The organism is Bacillus sp. NSP9.1 (assembly GCF_000465465.2).
GTDB classification, from domain to species: domain Bacteria; phylum Bacillota; class Bacilli; order Bacillales; family Bacillaceae; genus Bacillus; species Bacillus sonorensis_A.
Genome location: NZ_CP048273.1, coordinates 3,121,489 through 3,136,626, shown reverse-complemented (window position 1 = coordinate 3,136,626; position 15,138 = coordinate 3,121,489). Strand labels below are relative to the sequence as shown.

19 protein-coding genes and 1 pseudogene are annotated in these 15,138 nt (G+C 46.9%); 15 read left to right on the top strand and 5 right to left on the bottom strand.

All coding sequences use genetic code 11. From position 1 onward, the window contains the following. Positions 1-7: 7 nt before the first annotated feature. A pseudogene (locus tag M654_RS16390) lies at positions 8-423 on the top strand (hypothetical protein); the annotation flags it as partial. A gap of 163 nt (positions 424-586) precedes the next feature. Here the strand turns inward: M654_RS16390 and sigK are convergent. Next, positions 587-1,312 (bottom strand): RNA polymerase sporulation sigma factor SigK, encoded by a 726-nt coding sequence (gene sigK, locus M654_RS16385; RefSeq protein ID WP_003183729.1) that lies wholly within the window; start codon positions 1,310-1,312, stop codon positions 587-589. 355 nt (positions 1,313-1,667) lie between these two features. Here sigK and M654_RS16380 point away from each other — a divergent pair, with 355 nt between their 5' ends. Next, positions 1,668-1,847: a hypothetical protein gene (locus M654_RS16380; protein ID WP_051290390.1), complete on the top strand. Its 180-nt coding sequence runs from the start codon at positions 1,668-1,670 to the stop codon at positions 1,845-1,847. 57 nt (positions 1,848-1,904) lie between these two features. Here M654_RS16380 and M654_RS16375 read toward each other — a convergent pair whose 3' ends face one another. Both M654_RS16375 and fdhF read right to left on the bottom strand, forming a co-directional pair. Further along, complete coding sequence (locus tag M654_RS16375) at positions 1,905-2,384, bottom strand: helical membrane plugin domain-containing protein (RefSeq protein ID WP_026587952.1); 480 nt, start codon at positions 2,382-2,384, stop codon at positions 1,905-1,907. Positions 2,385-2,403: 19 nt separating this feature from the next. After that, positions 2,404-5,343 carry a formate dehydrogenase subunit alpha gene (fdhF, locus tag M654_RS16370; RefSeq protein WP_026587951.1) on the bottom strand — a complete coding sequence of 980 codons (2,940 nt, stop codon included), beginning with the start codon at positions 5,341-5,343 and terminating at the stop codon, positions 2,404-2,406. A gap of 309 nt (positions 5,344-5,652) precedes the next feature. Between fdhF and M654_RS16365 the strand changes: the two genes are divergently transcribed. From M654_RS16365 to M654_RS23620, 4 genes are all read left to right on the top strand, one after another. Further along, entirely contained in the window at positions 5,653-6,018 is a 366-nt protein-coding gene (locus M654_RS16365) for a Na-translocating system protein MpsC family protein (RefSeq protein ID WP_026587950.1), read from the top strand. Between the two features lie 12 nt (positions 6,019-6,030). Beyond that, on the top strand, positions 6,031-6,786 hold the full coding sequence (locus M654_RS16360) for a GNAT family N-acetyltransferase (RefSeq protein WP_026587949.1): 756 nt from the start codon (positions 6,031-6,033) through the stop codon (positions 6,784-6,786). A gap of 136 nt (positions 6,787-6,922) precedes the next feature. Further along, a complete protein-coding gene (locus M654_RS16355) occupies positions 6,923-7,654 on the top strand; it encodes an SGNH/GDSL hydrolase family protein (protein ID WP_035428200.1) in 732 nt (243 codons plus the stop codon). An 80-nt stretch (positions 7,655-7,734) separates the two neighbouring features. Beyond that, a complete protein-coding gene (locus tag M654_RS23620; RefSeq protein ID WP_179115706.1) occupies positions 7,735-7,881 on the top strand; it encodes a hypothetical protein in 147 nt (48 codons plus the stop codon). Positions 7,882-7,994: 113 nt separating this feature from the next. Here the strand turns inward: M654_RS23620 and M654_RS16350 are convergent, their stop codons facing one another. Beyond that, positions 7,995-8,135 (bottom strand): sporulation histidine kinase inhibitor Sda, encoded by a 141-nt coding sequence (locus tag M654_RS16350; RefSeq protein WP_026587947.1) that lies wholly within the window; start codon positions 8,133-8,135, stop codon positions 7,995-7,997. A 363-nt stretch (positions 8,136-8,498) separates the two neighbouring features. Here M654_RS16350 and M654_RS16345 point away from each other — a divergent pair, with 363 nt between their 5' ends. From M654_RS16345 to M654_RS16310, 8 genes are read left to right on the top strand one after another with little or no spacing between them, the layout of a single operon-like run. Next, entirely contained in the window at positions 8,499-9,017 is a 519-nt protein-coding gene (locus M654_RS16345) for a YqeG family HAD IIIA-type phosphatase (RefSeq protein WP_026587946.1), read from the top strand. A gap of 3 nt (positions 9,018-9,020) precedes the next feature. After that, positions 9,021-10,121 (top strand): ribosome biogenesis GTPase YqeH, encoded by a 1,101-nt coding sequence (yqeH, locus tag M654_RS16340; RefSeq protein ID WP_026587945.1) that lies wholly within the window; start codon positions 9,021-9,023, stop codon positions 10,119-10,121. Between the two features lie 18 nt (positions 10,122-10,139). Next, complete coding sequence (gene aroE, locus M654_RS16335; protein ID WP_026587944.1) at positions 10,140-10,976, top strand: shikimate dehydrogenase; 837 nt, start codon at positions 10,140-10,142, stop codon at positions 10,974-10,976. Beyond that, positions 10,970-11,260 carry a ribosome assembly RNA-binding protein YhbY gene (gene yhbY / locus M654_RS16330; RefSeq protein ID WP_026587943.1) on the top strand — a complete coding sequence of 97 codons (291 nt, stop codon included), beginning with the start codon at positions 10,970-10,972 and terminating at the stop codon, positions 11,258-11,260. Before aroE ends, yhbY begins: the two co-directional genes overlap by 7 nt. Before the next feature lie 20 nt (positions 11,261-11,280). Continuing rightward, entirely contained in the window at positions 11,281-11,850 is a 570-nt protein-coding gene (locus M654_RS16325) for a nicotinate-nucleotide adenylyltransferase (protein ID WP_026587942.1), read from the top strand. Next, complete coding sequence (gene yqeK / locus M654_RS16320; RefSeq protein WP_026587941.1) at positions 11,840-12,403, top strand: bis(5'-nucleosyl)-tetraphosphatase (symmetrical) YqeK; 564 nt, start codon at positions 11,840-11,842, stop codon at positions 12,401-12,403. Before M654_RS16325 ends, yqeK begins: the two co-directional genes overlap by 11 nt. Positions 12,404-12,416: 13 nt before the next feature. Further along, positions 12,417-12,770, top strand: coding sequence for a ribosome silencing factor (rsfS, locus tag M654_RS16315; protein WP_026587940.1), 354 nt, complete (start codon positions 12,417-12,419; stop codon positions 12,768-12,770). After that, a complete protein-coding gene (locus M654_RS16310; protein ID WP_026587939.1) occupies positions 12,770-13,525 on the top strand; it encodes a class I SAM-dependent DNA methyltransferase in 756 nt (251 codons plus the stop codon). The genes rsfS and M654_RS16310 overlap by 1 nt, the downstream gene beginning before the upstream one ends. Before the next feature lie 67 nt (positions 13,526-13,592). Here M654_RS16310 and comER read toward each other — a convergent pair whose 3' ends face one another. Further along, positions 13,593-14,414, bottom strand: a complete 822-nt coding sequence (gene comER, locus M654_RS16305; RefSeq protein ID WP_026587938.1) for a late competence protein ComER — start codon at positions 14,412-14,414, stop codon at positions 13,593-13,595. Between the two features lie 83 nt (positions 14,415-14,497). Here comER and M654_RS16300 point away from each other — a divergent pair, with 83 nt between their 5' ends. Then, a complete protein-coding gene (locus tag M654_RS16300; protein WP_026587937.1) occupies positions 14,498-15,127 on the top strand; it encodes a helix-hairpin-helix domain-containing protein in 630 nt (209 codons plus the stop codon). Positions 15,128-15,138: the final 11 nt, after the last annotated feature.

The following is a 15,138-nucleotide window of genomic DNA, read 5'->3' as shown; positions in this document are numbered from 1 at the left end:
GGTTGCTTTGGGGGGCGGGATGCTCGTTACCAGACCAATGATCGGAAAAATGATTGTTCTTTCGCTTATCGGATCTATTCCGCTTATCCTTATCACCGATAAAACAAGTATGATTTGGATTTCCATCCGCCGTATTGTTCATCCGCGGCACAAGTATCGGGGGTATTAATCTTCCTTTGACGAGCGACGCTTATACAGGGCTTGACAGAAAACAACTTCCAGAAGCAAGTGTCGGAATTAATTATTGAAAACCTTGGTTCAAGCTTCGGTTCAGCTGTGATCGCAACCGTTGGCGCAACTGTCATGGAAGGATTGCAACCAACGATTGCGAATAGCTTAAAAGGTTATCATGCCGGGTTCTTAGTTTCTACAATTATCCTTGCCATAATCTTCATCCCACACATAAAAAAGCTAAATAAACAAATGATCACTGGTGAAGTTGACACGCTCCAAGAGCAATCAAAATTGGCTGATTTATTCCATACGGAGAAACTGCATCGAGCAGAAGACGCACCCGTTATCCAGCCAAATTAGCTGGCATAAAAAGAGGCTGGGTTTTATATTATTCCTAGCCTCTTCATTGATCTCACTTCCCCTTCGCCTTCTTCCGCTTTTCCTTCTCCGCCCGATAAAACTCATGAAACATCTTCATCAGCGCCCGTTTCTCAATCCGCGACACATAGCTCCGCGAAATCCCGAGCTCTTTCGCGATTTCGCGCTGCGTTTTTTCTTTCTTCAAATCAAGGCCGAAGCGGCCGACGATGACTTCTTTTTCTCTGCCGTCCAGGATGTCGATGTATTTTTTGACTTTTTCAAGCTCCATGTTGAGCTGGATGGTGTCGATGACGTCTTCGTTTTCCGATTTGAGGACATCAATGAGGCTGATTTCGTTGCCTTCTTTGTCTTGACCGATCGGATCATGGAGTGAGACGTCTTTTTTTGTTTTTTTCAAGGCGCGCAAATGCATGAGAATCTCGTTTTCAATACAGCGCGCGGCATAAGTGGCAAGCTTTGTTCCTTTTCCTGCAGAATAGCTTTCGATCGCTTTGATCAGGCCGATCGTTCCGATGGAGATCAGGTCTTCGGCGTCTTCGCCGGTGTTTTCAAATTTTTTGACGATGTGGGCGACCAGCCGGAGATTGTGTTCAATCAGCATGTTTCTCGCATGCTCATCCCCTTGGGCCATCAATTCTAAATACTTTTTTTCGTCACTGCTTGATAGCGGTTGTGGAAAGGCATTGTTTTTCACATACGATACTAAAAAAACGAGTTCCTTGATGACATAGCCGAGCGCTGCAAAAACACCTGTCATTAACGGCACCTCCACAAAATGTATGTAGGCAGAAGCCTATATGTAAATGTATGTGGGTTGGGGGTCGTCTGTGTCTGTACGATAAAATTACCGGATTTTTGCGGGATTTAACCTTATAATCAAATCAGGAGGAGATGGACATGCAGTAGAACTAACCGAGCGCTGAAGCTGATCAGTTTAATGAGGCTTCAGTGCTAGACGAATCTTAAACCGGCATGCCTTCCAATGCTTTTTGCAACCGCTTCCGCCTTTTGTGTATTTACAAAAGTTAACAGGTGCGTGATAATAAAGGTAGGGGGTGAGGGTGCCGGACGGTCAAGCAAAAAGCGATCATAAATGAAGTCCGGTGCGGCAAATGAAAAACAAACGTATTTTCATTCTTTCATTGATTGTGTTGAGCGTCATTATGATTGGAATTCAGGAAACACATGCGACCCCGCTCACGACCGGTTTAATGATTGTAGTCATTGTGACGACCGTATTTCAGATTTTAAAAGAATCGTTGAGCAAACAGGATGGAACACACAGCAAATGAACGATGGCCCTCATCATCAGAAAACCGGCTCGGACCAAGCGAGCCGGTTTTTTCATTTTACTCTTTCAGCGCTTTCCCCATGCCTTTTAAAAACTGAAGGCCGAAGCCGACGGCGCGGTTGATGTCAGGGTCGTTCATGGCTTTTAGCAGGGCGAAGACGCTGACTTTTTGATCTTCCTTTAAAAAGCGCTGTCCTTGTTCTATACCTGCTACCAGGCTTTCCGCAAGCTTTCCCGTCAATTCGGGATCGGCTTTTGACAGGGCTCCGCCGGCCGCCATTGCCGTGTTGATCAAATTGACGACCGGTTCTCGGGACAGCTGGCCGAGCGCGATTTTAGCGATGTCTTCTTTCGCCTGCAGCATGCTGTCTGCGGCATCAAAGACGCCGAGTCCGTTCAGCTCGCCGATGAGGGTCATCGTTTTAGAGAGGGCGTCTTCATTTTCTGCCAATAGCGATTTTAGCTCTTCTAGTTTTTCAAGCTTGATTTGCTCATCTGATTTGCGCTCCTTTTGAATCGCAGTAATGGGGGTGGCCATTTATGATTTCCTCCTTGCATTAGTCTGTCAGATGGATATATCCCGGACGTTTCCATTTACGCTCCACTTCGACCCCGTTTTGCGGGTTGCGTTTTTTGTTGCGCGGATTCGTTTTCGGCAGTGGCGGCGCTGTGCAGCCTTCGAGGACTTCCATTCGCACTTTCGTTTGTTTATAGGCTGGCGTGTTCGTGCGTGCATCGACTGCCGGACCGGTTAAAAAGTTAATCGCCGATTCTTTATTTGTTGAGTTCATCGGCAGGTACAGCTCATTCGCCCGCACGCGATCCGTAATAAGCGCGGTCAATTTCACGGCGCCGTATGGAGAGACGAGCCTTACGAGAGATCCGTCACAGATTCCCCGTTCCTTTGCCAGGTCGGGTGAAATCTCAACAAAGACGTCCGGTACTTTCGCTTGAATCCCTGCCGATTTATTGGTCAGATTTCCTTCGTGGAAGTGCTCAAGCATCCGCCCGTTGTTAATATGGAGGTCGTATTCCTCAGGGAATTCGGCCGGCTCCGTCCAATCGGCCGGCGCAAAGCGCGCTTTTCTGTCAGGAAAGTGAAATCCGTCTTCATAAAGCAGCGGTGTGCTTTCTCCGCTCAAGCTGCCCCAGAGAAAACTGTTCCAGCCTTTAAGCGTTTCGTAGCTCGCTTTGCCAAACAGTGGAGACAGGCTCGCCATTTCTGAGAAAATGTCTCCCGGGTGATTGTAATTCCAGTCAGCTCCGAGCCGATTTGCGATGGCTTGGATGATCTGCCAGTCGGGCTTTGAATCCCCGAGGGCAGGGAGTGCTTGATACAGCCTTTGAACACGGCGCTCCGTATTGGTAAAGGTTCCGTCTTTTTCGAGAGAAGGCGCCGCAGGCAGGACAACATCGGCGTACTGAGCCGTTTTCGAAAGGAATATGTCTTGAACGACGAGAAATTCAAGCCCGGATAAAATGTCATGGACGCGGTTGGCGTTGGAATCGACAAGGGCCATATCTTCGCCGACGATATACATCGCTTTCATATCACCTTTTTCGATCGAATGAAGCATTTCGATATTATCAAGGCCGGGTGCACTGTCGATTGTCACGCCGTAAGCCTCTGCGAATTTTTTCCGCGCTTTGTCATCGGAAATATGCTGGTATCCAGGAAGCCAGCCTGGCAGCGTCCCCATGTCACAGGCGCCTTGGACATTGTTGTGGCCGCGAAGCGGATAGGCTCCGGCACCGGGCCGGCGGTAGTTTCCGGTCGCAAGCAAGAGATTTGAAATCGCTGCAGACGTATCAGAGCCTCCGGTATTTTGAGTCACGCCCATCCCCCACAAGATACAGGTGCCGTCAGCGTCCCGGATCATTTCCGCGATTTCGATCAGCGTCTGTTGCTTGATGCCTGTGACGTTTTCTGCATATTCAAGGGTATATGTTTCAAGAGATTCTTTATAATCCTCAAAGAAATTCACGTTTTCTTCAATGAACGCCTGGTCATGCCAGCCTTGATCGATCATGTGTTTTGTCACGGCCATCAGCCATACTTGATCCGTCCCTTGGCGCGGTCTGATGAACAGGTCTGAACGCTCGGCCATTTCGTTTTTGCGAAGGTCGGCGACGATCAGCTTTTGCCCGTGAAGCTTATGGGCACGCTTAATGCGGGTTGCAAGGACCGGGTGGCCTTCGGCCGGATTTGCCCCGACGATAATGACGAGGCCGGCTTTTGCGATATCTTTGATCGTACCTGCGTCACCTCCCATTCCGACCGTGCGGAAGAGCCCGTCCGTTGCCGGTGATTGACAGTAGCGGGAGCAGTTATCGACGTTATTCGTTTCAAAGACTTGCCGTGCCAGCTTTTGCATCAGGTAGTTTTCTTCATTCGTAATTTTGGAAGAAGAAATAAAGCCGACAGACCCCTTCCCATATTGCTGGCGGATCGACCCTAAGCGGCTGGCGACAAGATCAAGCGCTTCCTCCCAGGTGGATTCGACGAACGTATTGTTTTTCCGGATTAAAGGCTTTGTAAGCCGCTCTTCGGAATTGACGAAATCCCAGCCGAATTTTCCTTTGACACAGGTGGAAATGGCGTTGACGGGCGCGTCTGATACCGGCTGGACCTTCAAGATTTCCCGGCCTTTCGTCCAAACTTCAAAGGAGCAGCCGACACCGCAAAAAGTGCAGACGGTTTTTGTCTTTTTGGTCCGAGTTTCCCGCATCGCCGCTTCTACTTCGGAAACGGCGAAAATGCTGCTGTAACCGGGCTCTACGTTTTTCACGAGGTCGATCATCGGCTCCATGACGTCCTGTTTGATGCCTGTCAAAAATCCGGCCTCCCCGAGCATTGACTTTTCCATCAGCGCATTGCACGGGCAGACGGTCACGCACTGTCCGCAGCTGACGCATGAAGAGTCGTTGATCGAAACACCGTCATCCCAGATGACCCGCGGGCGTTCCCGCTCCCAATCGATCGACAGCGTTTCATTGACCTGGAGATTTTGACACACTTCCACACATTGTCCGCACGCAATGCACTGGTTCGGGTCATAGCGGTAAAAAGGATGCGACATATCGACGGCAGTCGCCGGGTCTTCCTTCGGCGTATAAGGGTATGTTTGCTCTTCAATGCCCATCATTTCCGCCGTATTATGCAGCTTGCAGTTGCCGTTGTTATTATCGCAAACCGTACAATAAAGGAAGTGGTTTTCGAGGATTCGGTCCATCGCTTCCTTCTGCGATTTTTTCACCCGCTCATTCGAAAGGCTGATCGACATGCCGTTTTCCGCTTTCAGCGAACAGGCGCGCTTTAATTTTCCGTCTGCTTCGATGAGGCAGGTGTCGCACGTTTGAATGGGATCAACCTCGGGAACATGGCAAACTTGCGGATGTTCGATCCCGTTTTCATTTAAGATGTCTAAAACCGTCGCCCCTTCCCGAGCCACGTATTCTGTGCCGTCTATTAAGATCTTGAGCGGCTTTTCGTCCATCATTTTTGTCCCTCCATCGTTGTCAAGAAATCAAAAAAAGCCATGTACACATATACCGGCTCCCGTCCTGGCAAGCGGCATAAACATACATGGCGGAGTAGTTTACTAGCAATCCTTACTAACAGACCAATCCCAATATGTAGAAACAGATAGATTTATAACATGTCTCTATCATAAATCCATCAACATAACTTTTATTATAAAATAATATTTATTATAATTCAATAGAACAGGAAAATTTTAACCAAGTTAAGTGTTTAAGGGAACATCACGATAATTTGCATGGTTTAAAGGGGAAGGGGTATAACAATGTCTAAAAAAATCCATCAGTTTAATGATATCATTCGCAAGCTGCGGAAAGAGCTGTTCGGCAAGGGGCCTGAACGGATTCATACCGTATTTGTCGACAATATGGCGGTTTCGACGCTTTACGGCAATTTGACCGCAAGCGAGCAATTTATCGCAAGTACACCTGAAGGCAAAGAAATGGTGCATGCGGCTAGGACGGTCCTGATTCAGGATCATTATTCCAATCATACCCCGGAGGGCATGGAAGAGCTGATCGGTGCAAAATTGGAGCATCTGTTTTCAGATATCAAAATCCAGGAGGATATTGCCGTTTCCGTGTTTATTTTTGACCGGAACATCGCCGGAAGCGATGAGGCGGCAAATTAATTGGAGGATAAGATGATACGGCTAAAAACAGCAGATATGTCCAAGGCAAAATTGATGCTGCACGAGGGCAGTCCGACATTTGCCCATGCGATAGCAGACGGAGTCACAGGCGGCAAAATATTTGCCGATCGATCGGATGTTCCGCGCACAGCGCTTTTTCAAACACCTTCGGGAATTTATTATCTTGCCGGGAGTCCCCCTGAAATGAAGCGGGACAAATGGCATCATTACTTGAATGAGCAAAGGAACGCCGGGCGGTTTACCGTCTTTTCCGGCTCGGCGGAATGGGACGCTTTTTTAAGAGCCGCCCTGGATGATATAAAACAGATGAAGCGCACCGTCTTTTCCTTTACAAAGGAGCCTGATCATGATGAGGAAGACGTCGGTGCAGTCGTTGAAATGTTTTCCGAAGGCGATCTGAAGCGCAGCGTGCATTTCGATGAACAGTATGCTGATGAATATTGGGGAGGAACCGCGAATTTTTTGAAGAGCGGCTTCGGTTTTAAAATCCTCTATGAAGGGCGGACGGTCAGCGAATGCGTCGCGATTTTCCGCTCGGAACGCTTCGCTGAGATTGATATCGCCACACATTCGGATTTCAGGGGACGGGGATTTGCCGCACAATGCGCCCGCGCATTCATCTCATACTGTCAGGATCTTGGGATAAAGCCGCGCTGGGATTGTGATTCGCAAAACAAAGCGTCCATCCGGCTCGCCGGGAAATTGGGGTTTCGCCCCATCAAAACCTATTCATTGTTTGTCGGATAAACGGGCGGATGTGAATGTTCCTGAGTCGAAAAGAACAGATTAAAAGCGTAGTATCAATCATTCAGAGAGAGTTTCTCCGTTGAAATTGACCAATCTCTTTTATATGATCGTATTATTGGCTTTTGGAGGTGAAACGATGAAAAAAATGTTTGCAATGGTCCTCGTTTTCCTGCTGCTTCTTTCCGGATGCGGAAAGGACGGCACCCGAAAAATCGTTGCGTTCGGTGACAGCAATACACGCGGTTCAAATTGGCAGTTTCGCGAATATCCAAAAGCGGAGAAGTGGGTCAATTTACTACAAACTTCTCTTCGCGGGAAGTACAGCATCGTGAATGCGGGTATCGGCGGAGAAACGACGGAAGACGCCAGATTTCGCTTTCGAAAGGATGTGCTCGACAAGCATCCGGCATACCTTTTGATCATGTTCGGAACAAATGATGCGGCAATTCTTGCAAAAGGGGTTCCGCGCGTGTCGAAAAAAAGATTTAGAGAAAATCTGTCTTATTTCGTCAAAGAAAGCCGCCGCCATGGGATAAAACCGGTGTTGATGACATGTCTTCCGCTCGTTGAAGGAAGCGGGAACAACATTTTTTATTATTCGAGATACAGGGCTGCTTCGTTTGAAAAGTACGGAGGAGCGAGAAAGTGGCATGATTCCTATAATGAGGTCACAAGGAAAACGGCGCGCAAATTGGATGTGCCACTCATTGACAACTGGAAAAGCATCGTTGACAAGGCTGGCGGACAAACGGATGAGCACTTGATCAAATCGGGGTATATCGATCCGTCGGGAAACCACTTAACCCCAAAAGGCGCTCGGATCATTTTTGAAGACATCAAAAAAAGCGGCGTCATAAAAACTTCTTGAGAATCGGTCAACGGCCTAGCCATTTCTCCTTTTTGGTCATAGGCTGTTACTACAATAGTCTTAAAAGGAGGAATGATGTGATGGCCTTCGGATATCCGTATTCATATCCGGCTTATCCCGGCTACGCAGGTGCAGCATACGGCTATGCTTTTGTTGTCGTTCTCTTGGTCGTATTGCTGGTGATCGGTGGATTTTACTGGTTGAGTCCGTACGGATTCTTCAAATAGCACCTCTTCTGACAGAGGTGTTTTTTCATGAAAAACAGTAGTAAGCGTATTATTCAAGTGATATAATATCAACCTAAGTGAAAAAAGCGGCAAGAACGCCCGGAAGTGCTAACTTAAGAAGAGACGGAAAGCAGATGACCGAGCGACCTTCTTTTGATTTCAGATTCAATCAGCTCGATGAATTCGCGGTTTAAATTCATCTCATTTGCTTTAATGTATGATTCTATTAAAAGTTCATCAGACAGCTTTCTCATACTTGGTACCCATTTAATGGGGAAGACACCTCCTCATGAAAATTGGAATAACCAGTTTTGAAACTGCATAAAATGTTAAGTTATATGATCTTGTTTGAAGTACCTATAATCTATCATGAATATTGGGCAAGAACAATCGTTCTGTTATCCACACCAAAAAGTGGATAACTTGTGGGTATCATGTTTATAATTTAATAAAAGGTTGATGAAATAAGAGTGGATACTGTGTGTAATTTTATCCACACCTGTTGAAGAATCCTATTATATGTCGAAAACTTTTCGGACAGCCGATTTTTTAAGACACTTTTAGATTTGATTCGACACATAGAAAAAAGCAGTAAGTGAAAGGAAAGGGTGCGGCTTGTGTTAAAAAAGTTTTTTCTGCCGGATGAATTTGTTAAAAATATTTTTCATATTACCCCTGAAAAGCTGAAAGAGCGCAATGTTAAAGGGATTATTACGGATTTGGACAACACGCTTGTGGAATGGGACAGGCCAAGCGCTACACCGCGTCTCATCGAGTGGTTTGAAGAGATGAAGGAGAACGGCATTAAAGTTACCATCGTTTCCAATAATAATGAAAAACGGGTCAAAATTTTCTCGGAACCGCTGAATATCCCGTTTATTTATAAAGCGAAAAAGCCGATGGGCAGAGCTTTCAGGAAAGCTGTGAAAAATATGGGACTGAAAAAAGAGGACGTTGTGGTGATCGGGGATCAGCTCATGACCGATGTCCTCGGAGGAAACCGCAATGGCTTTCACACGATTCTTGTTGTGCCTGTGGCCGCTTCCGATGGCTTTTTTACGCGTTTTAACCGTCAGGTGGAACGGAGGATTCTCAGTTCGTTAAAACGAAAAGGCCATATTCAGTGGGAGGATTAAAGCATGGAAAAGGTAGTATGTATCGGATGCGGAGTTGCCATCCAAACCGAAAATAAAAATGAACTGGGCTATGCGCCTGAATCATCTCTCCTGAAGGAAGACGTGATTTGTCAGCGCTGCTTCAGACTGAAAAATTACAACGAAATCCAGGACGTCTCTCTGACGGATGATGATTTTCTAAACATCTTGCACGGCATTGGGGAAACGGATTCGCTTATCGTGAAAATCGTCGACATTTTTGATTTCAACGGAAGCTGGATTAACGGATTAAGCCGTATTGTCGGAGGCAATCCGATCCTATTAATAGGAAACAAAGCGGATATTCTGCCGAAATCGGTCAAGCGGGATCGCCTAGTTCATTGGATGAAACGCGAAGCGAAAGAGCTCGGGTTAAAGCCCGTCGATGTTCTGCTTGTCAGCGCAGGGCGCGGCCAGGGTATGAAAGAAGCGATCGATGCGATTGAGCATTACAGAAACGGCAAAGATGTGTATGTCGTCGGATGCACGAACGTCGGAAAGTCCACTTTTATCAACCGGATTATCAAAGAGGTGTCGGGAGAAGAAGACATCATCACAACATCCCAGTATCCCGGCACAACGCTTGACGCGATTGAAATCCCGCTTGATGACGGCTCATCAATGTACGACACTCCGGGAATCATCAATCACCATCAGATGGCCCATTACGTCGCAAAACGCGATTTGAAAATATTGTCGCCGAAAAAAGAACTGAAGCCCCGCACTTTTCAGCTGAATGACGGGCAGACGCTCTTCTTCGGCGGACTGTCAAGGCTTGACTTTGAATCCGGAGACAGGTCGCCGTTTGTATGCTATATGCCAAATGAACTCAATATTCACAGAACAAAGCTTGAAAACGCGGATCAGCTTTATGAAAAGCATGCGGGGGACATGCTGGCCCCACCTGCGAAAGAGGATCTTGAAACGTTTCCCGAGTTTGTCAGACACACATTCACGATAAAGGATCAGAAAACCGATGTCGTCTTTTCAGGGCTTGGCTGGGTGACGATTCAGGGCGCTAAGCAAAGAATTGTCGCACACGCTCCTAAAGGCGTTTCCGTCTTTTTGCGCAGATCATTAATCTGAAGATAGGGGGAGAGGATGATGAAACCGATTTACGGACTGATTGGAAATCCTGTCGCACATTCCATGTCTCCGGACATCCATAATGCCGCTTTGCAAGACCTTTCCTTGGACGGGCATTACCATGCTTTCCGTGTTGAAAAAGACGATCTGGAAGATGCGGTCAAAGGTATGCGGGCCCTCGGTGTGCAAGGATTTAATGTGACGGTGCCGCATAAGGTCTCCATTATGAAATACCTTGACCGCATTGATGAAAGCGCCAAAGCGCTCGGGGCGGTAAACACTGTCAGAAGAGAAAAAGACGGGCTTGTCGGATATAATACAGATGGGGAAGGATTTTTAAAATCGCTGAAACAGTCTCTTGATCGGCCGATTCGCGAGCTTTCTGTTTTGATTGTCGGCGCGGGAGGCGCGGCCCGGGCGATCTTTACGACGCTTGCGTCACAGCGGCCGCAGCGGCTTGATGTGGCAAACCGCACACCTGAAAAAGCAGAAGCGTTTACCGGGCTTTTTGAGGGAGAGGTGCAGGCGCTGACTTTGCAGGAGGCGGAAGCCAACCTGTCAGCGTACGATGTCGTGATTCAAACGACATCTGTCGGCATGCACCCGGACGTCGATGACGCCCCGATTTCTTTAGCGAATGCAAAAGAGGCGAGCCTTGTTTGCGACATCATCTACAATCCGCTCAAAACCGCTTTATTGAAAGAAGCTGAAGCAAAGGGATTGAAAATACTGGACGGTGTCGGCATGTTCATCGGCCAGGCCGCTTTATCATTTGAACTGTGGACCGGACGTGAGCCGAATATTGAAAAAATGAAATCCATTGTTTTGCGAAAATTAGGAGGAACAACATGTTAACTGGAAAACAAAAGCGCTATTTACGAAAAGAAGCGCATCATCTGTCACCGATTTTTCAAGTCGGAAAAGGCGGAGTCAACGATAATATGGTAAAACAAATCAGCGAAGCGCTTGAAGCCAGAGAATTGATTAAGGTAAGCGTGCTGCAAAACTGCGAACAGCCGAAAGACGAGGTCGCGGATGCTTTGGCAAGCGGAGCAGGCGCCGAACTGGTGCAAACGATCGGTAATATCATTGTGCTGTACAAGGAGTCAAGAGAAAATAAACAAATTGAACTTCCTTAGGCTCTTAAAAGGTGGTAGACATGAGGAAAATCGGGGTTTTTGGAGGGACGTTTGATCCTCCGCACAACGGGCACTTGCTGATGGCAAATGAAGTGCTGTATAAAATGGGTCTTGATGAAATATGGTTTATGCCCAATCAAATTCCGCCGCATAAACAGGAAAATTCGTTTTCGCAAAGCCGTCACCGTGTTGAAATGCTGAAGCTCGCCATCAAGGGAAAAAGGAATTTTAAACTGGAGACGATCGAGCTTGAAAGGGAAGGCCCTTCCTATACATATGATACGGTCTGTCTGTTGAAGAAGCGGTATCCGAATGACGAATTTTATTTTATCATCGGGGCGGATATGATTGAATATTTACCGAAATGGTCTAACATTGACAAGCTGATCGAAATGATCCAATTCGTCGGGGTCAAGCGGCCGGGCTTTCAAATTGAAACGCCCTATCCGCTTGTTTTCGTAGACGTGCCGGTATTTGAAGTATCATCGTCTTTACTCAGGGACCGCATCAAAAATCGTCAGCCGACCGATTATTTAATTCCTGACGATGTAAAGGTCTATGTAAAGGAGCATCATTTATATGAAACGTGAGGAAGCACTAGCTTGTGTGAAAGAGCAGCTGACAGAGCAGCGCTACATCCATACAATCGGGGTAATGGAAACGGCTGTGCAGCTGGCGGAACGGTTTGGCGCCGATGTGAAAAAAGCGGAAACCGCAGCGATTTTTCATGACTATGCCAAATTTCGTCCAAAAGAGGAATTGAAACATATCATTCAAAAAGAAGGCAGGCCCTTGGATGTGCTCGATTTTCATCATGAATTGTGGCATGCACCCGCCGGGGCGGCGCTTGTCAAAGCCGAAGTCGGAATCACCGATGAAGACATATTGTCGGCGATCAGATATCACACATCGGGGAGGCCGAACATGACCCTGCTCGACAAGGTGGTTTATGTAGCCGATTATATTGAACCGGGCCGCCGTTTTCCGGGGGTTGACGAGGTTCGTTCACTGGCTGAAGAAGATTTGGATCTTGCGCTCATTCAGGCGCTGAAAAATACGATTACCTTTTTACTATCAAAGAACCAAGCCGTTTATCCGGAAACGGTCGCGACATATAATGCTTTTGTAAAAGAAAGACAATAGGAGGAATTTGTGAATGGATCAAGCTTCAATATTAAAAATAGCTGCCGAAGCCTGTGATGATAAACGTGCAGAAGATATCATCGCCATGAATATGCAAGGGATTTCCCTTGTCGCTGATTATTTTCTGATTTGCCACGGAAATTCTGATAAGCAGGTTCAAGCCATTGCCCGGGAAATAAAGGATCAGGCTGAAGAAAATGGAATTGACGTAAAGAAAATGGAAGGGTTTGACGAAGCCAGATGGATCTTAATTGATTTAGGCGATGTCGTCGTTCACGTTTTCCACAAGGAAGAAAGAGGTTATTACAACCTTGAGAAACTGTGGGGAGATGCTCCTCTTGAAGACCTTTCATTCGGAGTCAATTAATGATTTATAAAGGTTTTTCCGGCATTTATGACAGCCTGATGGCCCATGCTCCTTACGATCAGTGGGTCGAATGGATAGAGAACGCGCTCAGCGAAAAACGGAAAGAAGATATTCGCATTCTTGACCTGGCCTGCGGAACAGGTGAAATATCTGTGCGCCTTGCCGAAAAAGGCTATGATGTCACAGGCGTTGACATCAGTGAAGATATGCTGTCACAGGCCCAGCAAAAAGCGGCTGACCGCAGGCTGGAGATCCAATTTTTACAGCAGGATATGCGTGAGCTTGGGGGATTCGGCCGAGCATTTGACGCCGTTGTCATTTGCTGTGATTCATTAAATTATCTACCTGATGAAAAAGGTGTTTTCGCTACCTTTAAAAACGTTTTTTCGTTGTTAAAAGACGGCGGCCTTCTGTTGTTTGATGTCCATTCCGTCTACAAGATGGACGTTGTATTTCCGGGCAGCACGTACGCTGACCAGGATGAGGCCATCAGCGTCATCTGGCAAAGCTATGCAGGGGAAGAAGCTCATTCCGTTATTCATGACCTGACGTTTTTCGTAGAAAGCGGCGGCGTTTATGAACGGTTTGATGAATCCCATGAACAACGGACATTTGAGACTGAGGTATACATCCGCTTATTGGAGAAGGCCGGATTTGACATTCAAAAGATCACGGCCGATTTTTCCGGTCTTGAACCAGAGGCGGATACAGAACGGCATTTTTATATCGCTAAAAAAGCTAAAACCATCGTTTAATATGACGATGGTTTTAAAAATGCCATTTTCCATTGTTGAGCAGGCGTTCAAGATGTGAAACAATGGCTCAAACGGGAAATTGCTTTTTGACTGCGGCGATATCTTCTTCATACTTCAGATGCGTGTTGCGGAACAGCTGCCGGAACATATCCCCGACACCGTTTTCCAGCGCTTTGATGCCTTCCCCGGTGACACCTCCTTTTACACAAACCTTTTCCTGAAGAGCGGGCAGTGTGTAAAGCTCTGTTTCAAGGAGTTTCCCAAGACCTACCAGCATCTCCTTCGTCATCAAGATGGCGTCCTCTTTTGACACCGCCGTTTCTTCAACAGCGGCTTGAATGAATAATTGGGTTAAATAGCTGATGAAGGCGGGGCCGCAGCTGACTATATCTGAGGCGACTCGCGTAATGCCGCTTTCGATTTCCAGCGGAATCGAAATCTTTTTCATCATATTTGTGATTTTTTCTTTCGCCTCTTCGGTGCAGCTTTCGCCGAACGTTAAAAGTGAAACGCCTGAAAGCGCCCTGTTTGTGATGCTCGGAATCACCCTTGCCGCCTGGCAGGAAACGACCGCTTCCAGCTGTTCGACCTGTACCGGGCTGGTTATCGTGATGAGAATCTGATCTTTTGTGAACGCGGGTGCCAATCGTTTTAACAAAGGAAAAATGTCAAGCGGCTTCACGCAAATCAATACGGCTTCACTTTCGGAAATGACATCTTCCGGCCGCTCTGCAACCTGGATTTCCGGAAATCGTTTTTTTATGTTCAACGCTTTGTCGATCGTTCGGTTTGTGATTGTTAAAGATGAGGGAATGACCGCTTTGGATTCAATGAGCGCCTCAATGAGTATCGTCCCCATGTTTCCTGTTCCGATAAAGCCGATATTCAATCGTTCTCCCCTCCTTTTCAACCTGTATCTTTTAAACGATATGAAAGCGGCAGTTAATTTATGTATGAAAGCGGGTGAACTGTATGCTAAATTGGCTCAAACAATACAAATGGTTTGCGGCAGGGGGATTGGCGCTAGTGGTCATCATTGCCGCCGCAGTCGTCACAAAGGGCGGTGACGATCTATCCTCAGCTCATTCGAGTGTGCCGGATGAAGCTTTGCAATCACCTGAGAAGACGGCAAGTTTGCCAGAGGATAAGAAAAACGAAGAAAAAGAAGAAATCGTCATCGATCTGAAGGGGGCGGTCAAGCAGCCCGGTGTTTACGAAATGAAGGCAGGTGACAGAGTTCATCATTTACTAAAAAAAGCGGGCGGCACCGTGAAAAAAGCCGATCAAAAACAAGTCAACCTAGCCGCCATTTTACGGGACGGCATGGTCGTTTATATTCCGTTTCAAGGAGAAGAAGCCTCCGCTCATTCTGAATCAGGGGCGTATTTGGCAGAAGGAGAAGCGGAAAACATGATCAATATCAACACAGCTTCTGCAAAAGAGCTTGAGGGCATTCCCGGTGTTGGCCCTTCAAAAGCGGAAGCGATCGTCACATATCGGGAGGAAAACGGCCCATTTCAGACGATAGAAGACATCACCAATGTGTCAGGTATTGGAGAAAAATCATTTGAAAAAATAAAATCGTCAATATCGGTAAAGTAAATTGACGTCCT